Source organism: Rheinheimera sp. NSM (genome assembly GCF_052380015.1).
Taxonomy (GTDB): Bacteria; Pseudomonadota; Gammaproteobacteria; order Enterobacterales; family Alteromonadaceae; genus Alishewanella.
This window is the reverse complement of record NZ_JBQTCI010000003.1, coordinates 18,919-34,166: the sequence shown is the minus strand read 5'-3', so window position 1 is coordinate 34,166 and position 15,248 is coordinate 18,919. Positions and strand designations below refer to the sequence as shown.

General features: G+C 51.9%; 13 protein-coding genes. 2 read left to right on the top strand and 11 right to left on the bottom strand.

Annotation, left to right across the window (positions count from 1 at the left end):
- Window positions 1–3: 3 nt before the first annotated feature.
- From ACTZWV_RS09480 to ACTZWV_RS09465, 4 genes are read right to left on the bottom strand one after another with little or no spacing between them, the layout of a single operon-like run.
- Entirely contained in the window at window positions 4–1,086 is a 1,083-nt protein-coding gene (locus tag ACTZWV_RS09480; protein ID WP_444786309.1) for a sugar-transfer associated ATP-grasp domain-containing protein, read from the bottom strand.
- A 4-nt stretch (window positions 1,087–1,090) separates the two neighbouring features.
- The gene (locus tag ACTZWV_RS09475) at window positions 1,091–2,590 is read right to left on the bottom strand and encodes a lipopolysaccharide biosynthesis protein (protein WP_444786308.1); all 1,500 of its coding nucleotides are present in this window, start codon (window positions 2,588–2,590) and stop codon (window positions 1,091–1,093) included.
- Window positions 2,591–2,595: 5 nt separating this feature from the next.
- A complete protein-coding gene (locus ACTZWV_RS09470) occupies window positions 2,596–4,026 on the bottom strand; it encodes a DUF2264 domain-containing protein (protein ID WP_444786307.1) in 1,431 nt (476 codons plus the stop codon).
- On the bottom strand, window positions 4,010–4,975 hold the full coding sequence (locus ACTZWV_RS09465) for a glycosyltransferase family 2 protein (RefSeq protein WP_444786306.1): 966 nt from the start codon (window positions 4,973–4,975) through the stop codon (window positions 4,010–4,012). Before ACTZWV_RS09465 ends, ACTZWV_RS09470 begins: the two co-directional genes overlap by 17 nt.
- Before the next feature lie 166 nt (window positions 4,976–5,141).
- Here ACTZWV_RS09465 and ACTZWV_RS09460 point away from each other — a divergent pair, with 166 nt between their 5' ends.
- Window positions 5,142–6,158 (top strand): polysaccharide deacetylase, encoded by a 1,017-nt coding sequence (locus tag ACTZWV_RS09460; RefSeq protein ID WP_444786305.1) that lies wholly within the window; start codon window positions 5,142–5,144, stop codon window positions 6,156–6,158.
- A gap of 15 nt (window positions 6,159–6,173) precedes the next feature.
- A complete protein-coding gene (locus ACTZWV_RS09455; protein WP_444786304.1) occupies window positions 6,174–7,415 on the top strand; it encodes a carboxylate--amine ligase in 1,242 nt (413 codons plus the stop codon).
- On the opposite strand, the gene ACTZWV_RS09450 is transcribed toward ACTZWV_RS09455, so the two are convergent.
- Genes ACTZWV_RS09450 through ACTZWV_RS09420 form a run of 7 tightly spaced genes read right to left on the bottom strand, consistent with a single transcriptional unit; the run spans window position 7,374 to window position 15,241 of the window.
- A complete protein-coding gene (locus tag ACTZWV_RS09450) occupies window positions 7,374–7,940 on the bottom strand; it encodes an arsenate-mycothiol transferase ArsC (RefSeq protein ID WP_444786303.1) in 567 nt (188 codons plus the stop codon). The two genes, ACTZWV_RS09455 and ACTZWV_RS09450, sit on opposite strands and share 42 nt — an antisense overlap.
- Window positions 7,941–7,953: 13 nt before the next feature.
- Window positions 7,954–9,351 carry a polysaccharide lyase gene (locus tag ACTZWV_RS09445; protein WP_444786302.1) on the bottom strand — a complete coding sequence of 466 codons (1,398 nt, stop codon included), beginning with the start codon at window positions 9,349–9,351 and terminating at the stop codon, window positions 7,954–7,956.
- Window positions 9,326–10,678, bottom strand: coding sequence for an AMP-binding protein (locus ACTZWV_RS09440; RefSeq protein WP_444786301.1), 1,353 nt, complete (start codon window positions 10,676–10,678; stop codon window positions 9,326–9,328). The genes ACTZWV_RS09445 and ACTZWV_RS09440 overlap by 26 nt, the downstream gene beginning before the upstream one ends.
- Window positions 10,675–11,991, bottom strand: coding sequence for a putative O-glycosylation ligase, exosortase A system-associated (locus tag ACTZWV_RS09435; RefSeq protein ID WP_444786300.1), 1,317 nt, complete (start codon window positions 11,989–11,991; stop codon window positions 10,675–10,677). Before ACTZWV_RS09435 ends, ACTZWV_RS09440 begins: the two co-directional genes overlap by 4 nt.
- A complete protein-coding gene (locus ACTZWV_RS09430; RefSeq protein WP_444786299.1) occupies window positions 11,984–13,060 on the bottom strand; it encodes a glycosyltransferase family 4 protein in 1,077 nt (358 codons plus the stop codon). The genes ACTZWV_RS09435 and ACTZWV_RS09430 overlap by 8 nt, the downstream gene beginning before the upstream one ends.
- Complete coding sequence (locus ACTZWV_RS09425) at window positions 13,057–14,280, bottom strand: TIGR04063 family PEP-CTERM/XrtA system glycosyltransferase (protein WP_444786298.1); 1,224 nt, start codon at window positions 14,278–14,280, stop codon at window positions 13,057–13,059. Before ACTZWV_RS09425 ends, ACTZWV_RS09430 begins: the two co-directional genes overlap by 4 nt.
- Window positions 14,281–14,284: 4 nt before the next feature.
- Window positions 14,285–15,241, bottom strand: coding sequence for a transglutaminase domain-containing protein (locus ACTZWV_RS09420; protein WP_444786297.1), 957 nt, complete (start codon window positions 15,239–15,241; stop codon window positions 14,285–14,287).
- Between the last annotated feature and the right edge of the window lie 7 nt (window positions 15,242–15,248).

The following is a 15,248-nucleotide window of genomic DNA, read 5'->3' as shown; positions in this document are numbered from 1 at the left end:
ACCCTAAGTCCCGCTGTGTAAGTGTGTTTTTATTACTTTGATAAAGTCCGGTTTGCACCACATCAGAGATACCGGCCCCCATTTTTCATTGCCTTCAATAATTACCGGGCCGTCTTGAGCTATCGCTACATCCCAGCCAACACTAAAAATCCATGGGCTGACTTTGTGCGCCTGAGTTACCATTTTGATGATTTGGTCAAAGTAGGGGATTTTCCCGTCTTTAAAGCGGATGTTAGTGCAGGGATGGGCTGAAAGTTGCTCTACATTTCTGCCGGTATTCATATAGCCAATGTCACCAAGCATGCCGGATTCGGTATCAACATCGCATACCACGCCACCGGCGGAGGCGTTATCCACCACGGAGCCGTTATTTCCCATTCGGAAAAATGCAGCGATAACCGATACATTCTGCTCGTCATCTATGATGCTGACCACCCGAATTGTGTTGAGCGAGCCGGGGTGAAACTTCGACAACATGTCATGCTGGATTATTCTTTTTTGAATGAGCATTGCCGATTTTATAACGACATTGCGTGTAGATAGCGCTTCGCCATTTACCATCAGGGTATTGTCGTTTCTATACAGCCTGAATGCACCTGAGCCATACCGCCCGGCAACCGGCTTGCAAAATGAGTCGGTAATGCTGGTATTTTCGTGCAAATATCCGCAGAAGTTCCCCGCAGTGTCGAACAGTTTTAAATCCGGCATAAGAACGAATTCGGAAAAAGTGCAGGGTATATTATTGGCACTGAAGTACTTTTCGAAAACCAATTTGTCTTCAAACAGGATGCTGTAATCCAACCCACGGTAGTTTTTGGTTTGTTGTTTTTTTCTTAAGGCAGTGTTGAATGACGATGTTGAGTAGTAGTCTTTCAGTACGGATTTTCCATTGTAATCTATGCCTTGGGCAAAGTATGCCGTTGAGCTTTCGTCATACCTCAGTGAAATATACAAAAGCTCAATAAACCTTCTGAACGCTGGTTTTCTGCCTTGTTCGCCCCGCTTGCCCCGGTAACTTTTCAGTGACTGCGCATTTTTAATATAACTTTTTACTTTCGCAATCCGCCAATAAATGAGTTTCAACATGGTTTCACCTGATAATTCCTTTTACTTTCCTCAGTGCATTGGTGAATTTTTCAGACTCAATCACTTTTCTTTCTATGCCGGCTGGCTTGCCCGCCAGTTGCCACAACAGCAATATTGCGAGGGTATAACTGATAAAGCAGATTGGCGTTAAGATAACCAGTTGCAATGCCGCTGTGTACGCCGTAGTGTCGCCCGGAATGTAAGCATGTATTGTTGTCACAACCGCGCTCATCATAATAGTGGCGGTTACCGGCCGCCACGATATGGCTAACCAGTCGCGGCGTTTGATATTGATTACCTTTGAAATAAGGTGTAGCCCTACCGGAATGGTTGCCAGGGACGAGGCAACTTTGATCCAGGCAATGACTTCCAGATTATAGTCATGAATAAGCGCATATATTATTGCCGGATACATAATGACCAGTTCTATAACGGTGACAAAACCAATCCAGGATGGTTTTCCGACCGACATAAACAATGCATGGCGGTTACCGTGAGCAACTTTAGTGGCGCCGCACAAGCACAATATTTGTATTATCGGCACTATATGCAGCCAGTTAACTCCCAGCAGCAGCGTTACTAATGGATCAGCAAGCAACATCAATATGATTACGGCAGGAAGGGATATGACAGAGACTGCTGCCTGCGCAAAAAGATAGGCATTTTTCAGCCGCTGCGGGTCATCCGAAATCTTGGAAAAGCCCGGGAAAACGGCCCGGGTGATAGGCAAGTAAATGGCCGTTGTCGGCAAAGAGGATATTTCGTTGGCTATTCTGAAGTTACCCACCATTTGCGCGCCCTGAAGCCGGCCAATGACGATGTCTGCGCCTCTCTCTCTTGCATAGATGGCGAAGTTATTGAATACAATCCAGGAGGAAAAGTTAAGCATTTCTTTCCAGTAAATAAGCGTTAACTTTGGCCGGTAAGGGTGGATAACATAGCTGAGTATTACGCCGATAAACTGGGCAAAAAGGGTTCCTAAAGCCAGCGCCCAATAGTTTCTGAAGTACAGAGCAAGAGACACTGTTACGACAACCGACAGCAGTTTTTTAATGATCTGGAAGTTAAATTCCTTCCTGAATTCCAGCTCTTTTCTGTAGGCGACTAAACCTATATTTTCAAAGCCGCTTAAAAACGCCACGGCGGCGTAGATATAAATTATGTCTGTTAATCTGCTGTCAGCATAAAAATCAGCAATAAAGCCGGCAGAGGTTAACAACAGTAAAGCAGAGGCGCCTTTAAATAATAAGCCTAATGTCCAGGCGGTATCAAAGTGCTGGTGAGTAGCCGTCTTTTTTTGGATAAGTGCCATATCCAGGCCAAGCATTGTTAAAAGCTCAACAAAGCCGGTAATGGCTAATGCCATGGCGATGACACCGAAATCATCCGGCAGCAACAGTCGGGCAAGAACCAGGGTGCTGATTAAGCCCAGGCTGCGCTGCAGTAGCCTGAGACCGATCATCCAAAACGCGCCTTTTGCCACGCGGGAACTAATCGAATTCATAGGGTTTATCTGGTTCTCCCGGTTGGCAGGTAAAGCTGCAGATCGGAACTGAATTCTGAGTAGCCCATTTTCTGCAGATTGTGTGCCGGGCGGCAACTGCATCCATACAGCAGGCTTTTCAGGCGCATTTTAGCTTTGCTGTATTGTACTGGCGCCACGGCCGGTGGTTGAAATGGCTCTGCCGCCGGTTGCAGAGTGACTAACTGGCTGTCTGCAGCCTTGCTGATCAGGCCTGCCTTTGTGCTTAGCCGCAATGCCTGTGTTTGCACAGGTAGCGGCAGCACGAAGCTGCTTTGCTGCTGTTGCCGGCTGAGTGCATAAAACAGCACCAAACTGCGACACCCCCAGAAGCTGCTGGCCGGGCCGGAGTATGGATCCAGCCAGTGCTCGTCATCGCCAAAGACACCCTGACCGGGACGGCCTTGAGTCAGGCCACCATTGCGGCTGAAAAACTGCCAGGTTCGCAGCAAGGTGCTAAATGCTACGGCGCAGTTATGTGCTGTGGGCTGGCAGTAGGCGCGGATCAATAACGGTGCCGGCATAGCGAAGCGGTAACATAAGCTACGGCCATACAGGACTACGCCCTGTTCAGTGAACAAGTGCTGGTACCAATCACAGTATTGCAGCAAATGTTGCTGTTGTGCGCTGAAATCAAGCTGCGGCAATATTTGGCTTAACCAGAAAAAATGATAATGAAAGCCCCAGGCGTTGTATAAATCGACGGCACCGTTCTCACCGTCGCGGTAGCAGCCATCGCCGAGGTAGAATTGGTTAAGCCGCTCCAGCCGTGACTGGCTGCTAAAGTGATGTTGCGGGTCCAGTGCTGACAAAACGGCATCTACCTGCAGCACAAATAAATGCCAGTTGTTGTCGGCGGTAGTTTTGCCGGGCACCTGCTTTAACCAGCAAAGGATCTGCTGTTGCTGCACGGCGTTTAGCTGCGGCCATAAAGAATCCCGCAGTAGCCACAGTGCTAAGGCAATATCAGCCGCTTCACAGATCAGGGTACTTTTGTTGCCGATATGGCCCCAGTAATACGGATGGGCGGGGTTGGTGCCATTTAGCAGGCTTTCACGCACGGTGTCACTCATAGCTTTTGCCAGCGCCGGCTCAGCTAAAGGACTGCTGCTGTAAGCCGCCCACAGAGGCAGGGTGCGGCTTACGCCTTCGATACCATCATTGGTGGCGCCGTAAATGCTGGCAAACCCGGGGTAATAGGCCCGGCAACCATCGGCCGTCCGGTAATGTAAAAATGCCGGCCAGAAATAATCTATCAGCTGCCGGCAGTAGCTAAAGGGGTCATTACTGCTACCGGACAGCGCAGCGGGCACGGAGTCTTCTTTGGTCTTAAGCCACAAAGGGGCTTGTAAGCGCCAGCGCTGCAACAGTTGTTGTTGATTGCGGGCAATTTTACCCAGCTCAGCGCGGGACAGCATAAGACGGTGTCCTGTCTTGTAGGCGCAACAGATAGCTGAGCAATAAAAACTTATAGGCACCGGCTTTATCTTTGCGATAGGTCAAACCTTTGCGGTAGCTCTGTGCTGAGGCTTTATACCATTTTGCCAGAAACAGCTCGTAGCCATGTTCAAACCACACCTGTGCCAAAATATGCTTTAACCGGCCGGCTGCCAGGCTACGGCCAAGTTGATCGGCAGTGCCGTATTTGCTGATTGCCGCTTGCAAGATTTCGGCGCGGTAATTCCGGCTGTGCGGTTTATGTGAAATGCTGAGTAGGTTCTTCCGGTAAAAGGCGTACAAATTATCCAGCTGAGCAATTTGCGTTTGGTTGGCCAGTTGTAACCAAAAATCGTAATCCTGGCCGCGGCGATAATCGGGGTTAAACCGCACCTGTGCCAGCGCCTGTTTTCTAACCAGCAGGGTAATGATATGAAAGCAGGATACCTGCAGCAGTGTTAAGTACATCCAACCGGATTTGCTGTGGTCAAACACCGGCTCTGCCATATGTTGCTGTGCCGCTACTGTGGCGGCTTCGGCCAGGCTAAAGTCGGCATTTACATGCATAAAGCGGCCGCATACTGCCTGATATTCCGGGTGCTGGTTTAAGTAGTCTACCTGTTGTGCTAAACGTCCGGGCGCCCAGATATCATCACTGTCGTTAAAGGCAATAAGTTCACCCCGTGACAGGCTGATGCCGTAATTACGCGCAACGGCTGAGCCGCTGTTAGTTTGGCAGACATAGCGCAGCCGTGGATCTGCCAGGCTCTGTATAATGTCGGCGGTGCCGTCAGAGCTGCCATCGTCCACCACAATAATTTCAAGGTTGCTGTAATCCTGCTGCAAAATGCTGTTAATGCAGTCGGCAATATAGGTTGCACTGTTAAACACAGGAATAATAACGGAGACAAGCGGTACCGGCGGGTTCATACAGGCGAAATTCCATTTCAAACTACTGTAGTCAGGTGATTGTTATAACAAGTTTTATCGCGAATAGCCAATCAATTATTGCGCTGTGCCGGTACAGTGCTTGCCAGCGCTGAAGTAAGCACGTTATAGTCTGGCCAGGGAAAACAGGGATGCCAATTGGCCTGCTATGGATACAGCACCGACCAACAAAGCTGCGTTACAGGTTTATATTACCGTAGATACGGAAGCTTCGATTGCCGGCGCCTTTGCCGATCCACTGCATTGCCGGCCCTTGCTTGATGGCCCGGTAGATGGCGAGGTAAACGGCCAAAGTGAAGCCCTCGGTTTTTTGTTGCGCACCTTGCAGCATTATAATTTAACCGCCACTTTTTTTACCGAAAGCCTGCAAAACCGCTATTTTGGCATTGCACCTATGCAGCGCCGTGCCGGGCAAATTCTTGATGCCGGCCAGGACTTGCAGCTGCATGTGCATCCGTGCTGGCTTAACTTTGCCGACGGCCGGCTGATTAGCCCAACGCCGAATGATGCCTCGACCGGGCGGCCGCTTACCGAGCTGACTGCTATTTTTCAGGAAGCGCGGCAACGCTTTATTGATTGGGGCTTTGGAGCCCCGGTTGCAGTGCGTACCGGTAACTTTTCTACCGGGCTTGATACCTTTGCCGCTTGTGCGGCCGCCGGCTTGCAGTATTCATCGAATATTGCTGCGGCATTGCTGCCGCGGGGGGCTGATGCGCAGCTACAACGCTACTATGGTTTTTCTCAGTTACATGGCGTCACGGAGCTACCGCTAACCAGCTTTCAGTCGTACCGGCTTAATGGTGCCCCGTGTCAGCGCATTATGGCCATTACCGCCTGTTCAGTAGCTGAAATGACCGGGGCGTTGCAGCAAGCCTGGCAGCAGGGCCTGACTGCGGTGTGTATCTTGACCCATCCGTTTGAATTTATTAAGCGCCGTAACGGCCGCTTTGAGCAATGCCGCGTGAATCGGCTGAATCAGTCGCGGTTTGAGGCGTTATGCCGTTTTATTGCAGAGCAGCCGCAGCGCTTTAGCAGCTGTACTTTTGGCCAACTGCCGCAGCAACAGCTTAGCTACGGTGCCGCAGCAGAGGTAAAACTACGCGGTAGTTACCGCCAGATGGTACAGCGTAGCGTGCAGAACCTTATCAATGATCACTTGGGCTAAGCAAAGGACAGTGTTATGCAACTGGTGGTATTAGGCGCGGACTCGCCGATTGGCCTGGCGTTAATTCGTGATTTGGGCCGCAGTGGTTATGCCGTAACAGCACTGGGGCGCAAGATGTCAGCCTTAGGCCTGGTGTCGCGTTATTGCCGGACACCGCTAAAGCGTGCGGCTGATGGCGAACCGTTAATTGCGCAGTTGTTGGAATTGGCCGCCGCCGGGCAACCGGCTGCGCTGTTGGCGATAAGTGAAACCGATATTGCCATGCTAAACCGCTGGCGTGAACCATTAGCACAGCGTTATAACTTGTTGTTTGCCGATGCAACGCAGATGGCACAGGTGCTGGATAAGCGCCTGACGCAACAACAGGCAGACAGCGTCGGTATTGCTACTGCAACCAGCTGGCAGCTGCAGACATTGGCGGAACTGGAAGCTGTGGCGCCACAGTTGCAGTTTCCGCTGATCCTGAAATGGGCTAACCCGCATCAGGTGTCGGCGTTGTTGCACGGGGCCGGGCTTACATTACATAAAATTCAGTATTGTCGTGACCTGGCAGAGCTTACCGCCTGTCTGACACCTTATCAGGCGATTGGCCATTTTCCGTTGATCCAGCGTTATTACGCCGGCCATGGTTTGGGCCAGTTTTTTCTGTGTCGTGAAGGTGAAGCGCTAGTTTGTTTTCAGCACGAAAGGGTGCACGAGTGGCCGCCGGAGGGGGGCTCGGCCAGTTTATGTAAAACCGCCGGTAATCATTTGCACCAGGCCTGTGCCGAACGCTCCAAAGCCTTACTTAAACGGCTTAATTGGCAGGGTGTTGCTATGGTGGAGTATCGCTATGATCCTGCCACAGCGCATTATGTCCTGATGGAAATTAATGGCCGCTTCTGGGGCAGTACGCCGTTATCACTCTGTGCCGGTGCTAACTTTGCCAGCAATTTGGTTAAGGCGCTGGCGTTACAGCAAACGATTACGCAACCGCAGATTAAAGCGCGCTATTGCCGCTATATGATCCCGGAGCTTAAGCGCTTATGGCGTATAGTAGTACAGCCGGGTTTAATCAAAGATCCGCAATGCCACTTTAATAAAGCGGCCGAAATTGCTGCCTTTGTCGGCTATTTTTTCCATCCGCGTTGTCGCTACTATGTATTTGCATGGGATGACCCGGCACCGTTTTTTGCTGATCTAACCCAGGCACTGAACAAAAGTGGCAATGCTTTGTTACGGGCGCTGCGCTTGCAAAAACTCGGTAACAAGAGCTGATACTGCACTTTCTATCCGTTGGTAACAGCTGTGAAAGTAAGGCTCGGATAAGCTATGTGGGTCGTACAGCAGGGCCGCAGCAGGGCTGGCCCACAAGCCGAGCAACGCCACTTGCGCCTGATGTTGCTGTGCGCTGGCCTGCACTTTAGCCAGATGGCGGTCTTCCATTACCAGCAGTAAGTCGCCGCTGGCAAAGTGAAAGTCGCTGATATCGGTGGTGCGGTGCGCGGACAGATCAAGGCCGCGGCTGTTGGCTACTTTAATGGCCAGTGGATAAGCCGGCTGACCGCTGGTGGTGGCGTAGCCCAGCGAAGCCACCTGGTTGGTATGCTGTAACGCCAGATAATGCGCGTAGGGCGAGCGGCAAATATTGCCCTGGCAGACAAATACCAACCGCTTTACTTTACGCCAATCGGGATGGCGCAAGGCGTGTCCGCGGTTGGCCCGCCAGCGCAAATTGGCCAGCAACAGCCGGACAAGGCCGCGGTAGCTACCATACTGTTGATTAATCCGTTGAAGTAACATAACCACTCACTGCTTAGGGCCGCGCAACGCGGATATTGCTGATGTACAAATCCATATCATGCTGCGGTTTGTCGGCACCACCATGGTAGAAATTAAACCACAAGCGTTCAATTTTCAGCTCAGCGATAGTGCGAAAGTTTAAATCTGTTCTGTGCAGCACCAATTGCTCGTCAATCCACACCAGTAACTCGCCGTCGGCTTTACCCGGTGTGTTTAACGTTAGTTGTTGGCTGATTTTATACCAGCGCTCGCGTTGCAATTTACTGCCGCGCTGACGCCAGGGGTGCACTTCGCCATGGCTTTGCGCAGAGCCGGTTAAATACAGGTAGCTACCCAGCGGCGTCAGGCCTTTTAAGTCATCATCGCTGTCAATGGCGCTGAGAAACTGACCCCGGGCCGACCAACCATTAGTGCCGTCGGCTTTGCGCCCACCCCAACCGGCACGGCCATAAGTGCCGGCAAAACCGGGAAATTTTCCGCCACCGTCACCTTGTAACCAGTTTTTATCTAAATATAAATCATACTCAAAGAATAAGCTGTCGGGTTCGGCACCCAGCAATTTTTTGGTGTATAAACTGATATTCAGCGCTACATTTTTCTGCGTACTGAAAGATACTTTAAGTGCATACTGCTCCTTGCTGCGCGCCGGCGCCTGCACCCGTGACGTTCTGCTGTATGAAGCCAGATCATGCCAGTTTGCCTCCCAGTTGCTCTGGCTGAAATCTTCAGTAAATATGCTTTGGCCGGCCAAAGAGGAAGGGTAGGCCGGCTGATCTAATGCCGGTTGTTGTAATAAATAAACCCCGATAGTCGGGCTGCCGGACTGGCGTTCGCGGTGCAGCTCCAGCTTGGCTGATTTGAGTTGATGTGGTGTTGCATCAGGTAGCGTGAAACCAATTATTGCATGATTTTGTTCCGCAATTTTAATGGTTTTGCGCTGGCCCAATGAACGGTGGGTAGACGTATCCAGATAGCTGTCCATCGCCGCGCTGATACGCTTGCGGCTGCCGTTTTGATATTCCAGTACCAGTGAAGGCGCCAGCTTATAATTTCTTTCCTTACTGGTAGCAAGAACATAACCGGCGCTGTCCGGTTGTAACCTCAGCAGCAATGCCAGCTCCTGCTGCGGCGGTAGTTGCTGCAACATAGCGGTTAAGTCCCAACTTAACCAGTTATCACTGTCCTGTTGTACTGTGAGCCGGCTAAAAGGCAGATCGCCCAAATAGCTACCGGCGCTGTCGTACCAATCACCCATCGGCGTCTGCCATTCAATAAAGGCTTCATGGTAACTGTAACGCTGGGTCGCGCCGCGAATATCTTTATTGCCTTCATGCCAGAGTACAGGCTGAGGCACGGCAGTAACGGCACTGCTAAGCAGCAGGCCGCTAACTAACCAGCTTATTTTCAACATAACAATATTTACCATTGGCTGAGGCCGGAATATCTGCGACTTGGCTGATGCTAATCTGCATATCAGTGCCGAGTAAACGCTGAAACTGCCGGCGAATATCTGTTTGAGTGTCAGGACTAAGTGGCTGCTCTGCCACGACTAATAACTCTATTTGGGTTGCCTGGTGCTGAATAACTTTAAATTTCTCAATATCGGTTAGATCGCGCAATAAATATACGATGCCCCAGGAGTGTAGTTGATCGCCGCTGGTGGTGAGTAAAAAGTCACGCCGCCGCCCCCGGACATTGGCTAATACCGGCAAGCTACGACCACAGGAACAAGGCTGCGGATCCAACTGCGCTAAATCACCGGTACGGTAGCGGATAAACGGAAAGCCGGGGGTGGCCAGGTGAGTAACCACAATTTCACCGCTTTGTCCCGCGGCCACCGGCTGGCCATCATCATCCAGCAATTCGACAATAATATCTTCGGCACTGATATGCATTCTTCCGGCCGGGCATTCATGGGCAATAAAACCGGCATCCCTGGCACCGTAGCCGTTGGCTACCGGACATTGAAAGCTTTGGCTTATGGTATCGCGTTCATGCGGATAGAGCATTTCTGAGGTGACAAACACCACTTTAACCCCCAGGCGGCTCAGATCCGCGCGTTGGCGTTTTGCCGCCAGGCACAGCTGATAAATCACCGACGGATAACCGAACAGCATGGCCGGCTGTTGTTGTTGCAGTTGCTGTAGTTGTGTCTCGATTAATTCCGGCGTCAGCGTCAGCGCCGGCATCAATACCGAACGAAACAGCTTATCACGCCAGGATTTCAACCGGCTTTGTTTACCCAGCTCAATTGGTGCGCCCCAGATCACGGCTTCCTTGTCGCCGATATCCACACCCCACCAGCGGGTTGCCCGTAGCTTGGCAGCCACATCGTGACTAACCCGGTGCTGGTCCATATAAAAGGTTAACGGCTGGCCACTGGAGCCGCCGGTACTGCCACGGCTATAACGATAGCTTTTGTTGCTGAACAGTTGTGCGCTATGGCTGCGGATCAGGCTTTTATCCAATAATGGTAGTTTGGTTAAATCTGCCGGGCTGCGAATATCGCCGGCGTTAAGGCCAAGTCGCTGAAACAGCTGTTGATAGTAGGGCACCTCAGCCACTGCCTGGCTGATAAATGCCTGCAGCTTATCTTGTTGCAGCTGTGCCAGTTGCGCCGGGGTTAACCATTGGCTGTGTTCCAGCGCGGCTAACAGGCGGTAGGTTGAATGGCCTTTTAAGCGCTCATGCAACGGAAACAAGCAGCGACTTACTAACTGTGTGTACCAGGACGTCATTTACTGTAGGCTCCTTGCGTAACAGCATCACTCCGGCGGGCTGCTTTTTGCTCAGCGGCAACAGCCGCCCGCTGTTTCTTCAGTAGCTGTTCAACAGCAACAATGGTTATGGCCAGATGATAGGGCAAATCAAAATAGGCTAAGCCAAGAAAAGCGCCGCCGCTGGCAAAGGCAATTAAACTGCATTGCAACATGCGGGCTAACAAAGACGCCCATTGCTGATCAGGGTCTTTAGCAGCCATTTTTATAATGTTATTTGCGCTAAACCAGGTAAACATAAAAATACCGAGAAACAGCGCTAAACCAATAAAACCGTGGTGGCCAACCATCTGAAAATAAATGCTGTGTGCACCGTCAACGCGGTTTGGGTTGGGGGCATATAACAAAAAGTGAGTCGGTTTAAAGCCATTAAAACCGCCGCCAAACACTCTGTCCTTAGCCAGGTTATAGCTCATTTCCCATGCATTAAAGCGGCCCTGCACAGAGCCGTCATAGCTTTCGCGGTCCGGCTCAATAATGGTCGCCATCCGGTCATGCCAGGTATCGGGCATAAATTGATACACCACCGGCACCGACAGGCAAAACGCCAGCAGCAGGACGAGTTTGTGCGGACTTTTCAGCCAGAGAAAGGCTGCAACACAGATACATGCTACCAGGCCACCACGTGACTGGGTGCCCAGTGCTGCCAGGACCGACAGTGCCATAGCGGCAACTAACAGCCATTTTAGCCAGGAATATTTTGCCGGCACCCTGGTGCGTAAATAATACAGTATTGGCAAGTTTACCAGCAGGGTTAACGCCAATTCATTGTTGCCGTAAAAAAAGCCACCGGTGGGGCCCCACACCCGGCCGCTACCGCCGGTTTGAATGGTATAGATACCGCCTTTCATGCCATAAAAAGCGATACTTAAACCTACCACCCATAGTGCGGCTTCTATGCGTTGTTTAGTGGTAAACATCGCCAGGATCACCAGGGTGAACAGCTGAATTTTAAGCACTTTATCCAGCATCATTATGGTATGGCTGTCCTTCACATTGACGCTGAAGGTAATGATCATCCAGATATTCAGCAGCACCATAAACACGACCGGCATGGCAACCGGCAGTTTCTTCGGCTCTTTGCTGAATAAATATGCCAACAGGAAAGTGCCGCCGATCACTGATGCCACCGGGAAGTGTTGCATAAAACCCCAGGCCAGCCGGTGCGGTACCATATAGGCGATCCAGCACCACATCAATACACCGATAAAGGGTCGTTTAAAAATAAACGGCACCGCCCCTATGATTAGCAGAAACAATATTATGTCACGCATTGGCTTTACCTGATTGCCGGTAGAGTTGCAGCCACTGCGGCAATACGGCTTGCGGTTGCAAGGTATGCACCAGCGCCAAACCATTGCGCCGCAAAGTGTCGGCCAGGGCCGGTTGTTGCAGCAATTGCGCACAGGCTGCGGCCATAAGGTCCGGCCGGCGCGGCGGCACCAGTAAAGCGTGTTCGCCGTCAGTTACCATATCCGGGATGCCGCCAACATTGGTACTGACCACGGCAACACCACAAGCCAGGGCTTCCAATACCGAATTAGGCATATTGTCTACGGTGCTGGGGTTAAGCATCAGATCTGCACTTTGGTACAACGCAACCATAGCCTCGCGCTCCAGCCGGCCAACAAAACAGACACTGGGCAGCAGCTGTAGCTCAGCAACCAGTTGTTGCAGCCCCGGCAGCGCCGGGCCTGAGCCGGCGATAGATAACCGGCTGTGCGGGTAATCCTGTTGCAGCAGGGCAAAGCAGCGGATAGCGGTGGCAATATCGTACAGCGGCTCCAGGTTGCGTGTTACCACTATATGGATGACGCCGGTAGGCGCTATGCAGGCACGCGGACTGAACATGGCGGTATTAATAATATTAGCGATAACCTGTGCCTCCAGCTGATAGCCGGCAAATACACGCTGTAAATAACGGCTGGGGGTAACCACTGCTGCCGCTTGTTTTAACAGCGGTAGCACCAGGCGGTGCTGGCGCTGCAAAAATTGCTGTGCTGAACCGCCGCGGTAGTTGACGATAACGGCAGTACCGTGCCAGCGGGCAATTAACAGGGCAGGGCAGGCAAACAAGTGCCAGGCCCAACCCGAGTTTGCCATCAGATGCACTACATCGACGTGTTTGGTGCTGCGGTACAGTTGCCACAAATAAGGGATTAACCGGCACAAGGCGCGCAGCAGCGGCAGCTTGCCCACCCAGGCTGGTTTATAAGGCGCATTTACCGCCAGCAGTTGCACCGATAACCCGGGCTCAGCGCCGAGTAGCTGCTGTAACTGCGCAGTTTGCATTGCCATACCGCCGTTAGGCGGCGGCACCGGCCCCACCAGTAACACCTTCATCGGTTTTTGGCTCCGGCCAGTTGCTGATATACCGGTAAAATCGTGGCGACGGTATGTTGCCAACTGCGCTCCTGCTCAACAAAACGCCGGGCATTGCTTTTCAGCCGTGGCCAGTCTGAGCGCTGTTGCAGTAATTGTTGCAACACTTCAGCCAGCTTGGCTGCGTTGTCGGCAGCAAATAAAATGCCGGTTTCATTGTGTTTGATCAGCTCGCGGTGGCCGCCAATATCAGAGGCGACGACCAGACCTTGCTGTGCCATGGCTTCCAGCGGTTTGAGCGGCGTAACCAACTCGGTTAAACGAATAGCTTCGCGCGGGTAAACAAAAATATCGACCAGGCTGTAGTAACGGCTAACGCTGTTGTGTGGCACGCGGCCGGTAAAAATGATGGCGTCGCTGATATTTAATGCTGCCGCCTGAGCTTTCAGTGCATCTTCCTGCAAACCGCCGCCCACCAGTAGCAGCCGCAGCTGTGGCTGAGTGGGTAATAACAAGGCCAGAGCTTCAAGTAAAATATGCAGACCTTCGTAGCGGTAAAACGAGCCGAGAAACCCCAGTACCGTCTTGTCCTGCAACGCCAGGCTGGTGTTAAGTTCGCTATCTTTATGGTTTTGCGGGCTAAACGCGGCCAGGTCAACCGCATTGGCAACAATGGAAATCCGCTCACGATTGATGCCCCAACCGGCAATTTGATCGGCCAGCCCCTGGCAAATCGTGACGACATGGTCTGCGCTTTTCAGGGCTCTTTTCTCCAGCCATTGCCCCAGCCGATAGCGTAAGTCACCTTCTTTACAAGTGCCGTGGCTAACGGCGGCATCTTCCCATGACGCACGCATCTCATACACCAACGGAATACTAAACCGTTTTGCCACTCTGGCTGCCGCTATGGCATTTAATGAAGGTGAGTGAGCATGAATAATATCCGGCCGTTGCTGCTGCACTAACTGTGTCAGGCGGCGCTGTAACTGCGTTATCACGTCCCATTGGTTCAGCAACGGCAGCCTGGCCAGCCAGCCCGGTTGGGTGCGGTAAAACAGCTGGCCTTCGGAGTATTCTTCTGTTGGCCCGGCGGGATAATGTTTGCTGCCGGTCAGCTGACGGGTATTGATATTAAGGCATTGTTGTTCCCGCAAGATGGCGAGACTACGAAAACTGTAGCCACTATGCAGCGGAGCAGAGTGGTCAAATACATGCAGTACGTCTAACTTTCCCTGTGACAATTCTTCAACTCCCTGTACGCTGTCTGAGCGCACGATAGCAACAGATTAACAGCAAAATAAGCAGCAGTATTTCAGTGAAAAATAACAGCCAAAGCAGGCGTTTTAAGTTTAGCATTTGCGCAATCAGCTGCTGATTTTCCGTCTGGCTGATGGCTTTGAACCGGGGGAACTCACCCAGTACTATGGCCGTTAATTGCTGCAGATGCGACGACACCCGGCCGGCACTGCGCAGCAAGGGCTGCTGCTCATAGCTCAGATCGTTATTGGCCCACCACAAGGCGAATTGGTTAGCGCCGCGGCGGTAATAGTTGATTGCGGTTTGCTCGTCTTTAAAACCAAAGGCAGAGCCGGCAATGGGTAGCAGTTGGATTTGCTCAGGCTCTTGTTGCAGGTGCTGGCGAAAGGCCAGTACCGATAGCGGTTGCCCGGTTGTGCGGTCAACGGCATAAAAGCCGTTGAAAACATCCAGCAGCACCCATTGTTGCAACCGCTGATCCCACACTTCGTTAAAGGCATGGCCATGGCCACCAAAGCCGTCAAACGAGATAGCCCATTCCCGTACCGGCACCCCGGCGGCATAGGCCAGCGCATTGATCACCTTAGTGTAATCGGCACAATAACCGCTGTGTTGTTGGGCAATGGTATTGATAGTTTGCGCAATGCCGGCCTGAATAGCAGTACCGCGGCGGCGGTTTTCCGGTTTCAGTACGGCAGTTTGCGCCAGCATATACTGCAGGTCTTTTTCCGCTGCAGAGTTTACAGCGCCAGCCGGTAACCAGGCCGGTAGTGCAGCCTGCTCTGTGCGAAAATCTGCCGGCATATTAGCAGGAGTCCAGTTGGCGTCCTGCGCTGTTATCACCTCAAATACCATGGCATTGCGCAGCTTTACCAGCTCTGTTGCGCTGTTAAACTGCGTAAGCAGCAGCAACGGCGGGCTGAGCATCAGTATTAACAGCAACACACAGTTG

Coding starts and splice junctions, on each gene's coding strand:
- ACTZWV_RS09480 (WP_444786309.1), bottom strand. CDS start 1,086: ATGTTGAAACTCATTTATTGGCGGATTGCGAAAGTAAAAAGTTATATT.
- ACTZWV_RS09445 (WP_444786302.1), bottom strand. CDS start 9,351: ATGTTGAAAATAAGCTGGTTAGTTAGCGGCCTGCTGCTTAGCAGTGCC.
- ACTZWV_RS09470 (WP_444786307.1), bottom strand. CDS start 4,026: ATGCTGTCCCGCGCTGAGCTGGGTAAAATTGCCCGCAATCAACAACAA.
- ACTZWV_RS09435 (WP_444786300.1), bottom strand. CDS start 11,991: ATGCGTGACATAATATTGTTTCTGCTAATCATAGGGGCGGTGCCGTTT.
- ACTZWV_RS09465 (WP_444786306.1), bottom strand. CDS start 4,975: ATGAACCCGCCGGTACCGCTTGTCTCCGTTATTATTCCTGTGTTTAAC.
- ACTZWV_RS09475 (WP_444786308.1), bottom strand. CDS start 2,590: ATGAATTCGATTAGTTCCCGCGTGGCAAAAGGCGCGTTTTGGATGATC.
- ACTZWV_RS09440 (WP_444786301.1), bottom strand. CDS start 10,678: ATGACGTCCTGGTACACACAGTTAGTAAGTCGCTGCTTGTTTCCGTTG.
- ACTZWV_RS09455 (WP_444786304.1), top strand. CDS start 6,174: ATGCAACTGGTGGTATTAGGCGCGGACTCGCCGATTGGCCTGGCGTTA.
- ACTZWV_RS09460 (WP_444786305.1), top strand. CDS start 5,142: ATGGATACAGCACCGACCAACAAAGCTGCGTTACAGGTTTATATTACC.
- ACTZWV_RS09430 (WP_444786299.1), bottom strand. CDS start 13,060: ATGAAGGTGTTACTGGTGGGGCCGGTGCCGCCGCCTAACGGCGGTATG.
- ACTZWV_RS09450 (WP_444786303.1), bottom strand. CDS start 7,940: ATGTTACTTCAACGGATTAATCAACAGTATGGTAGCTACCGCGGCCTT.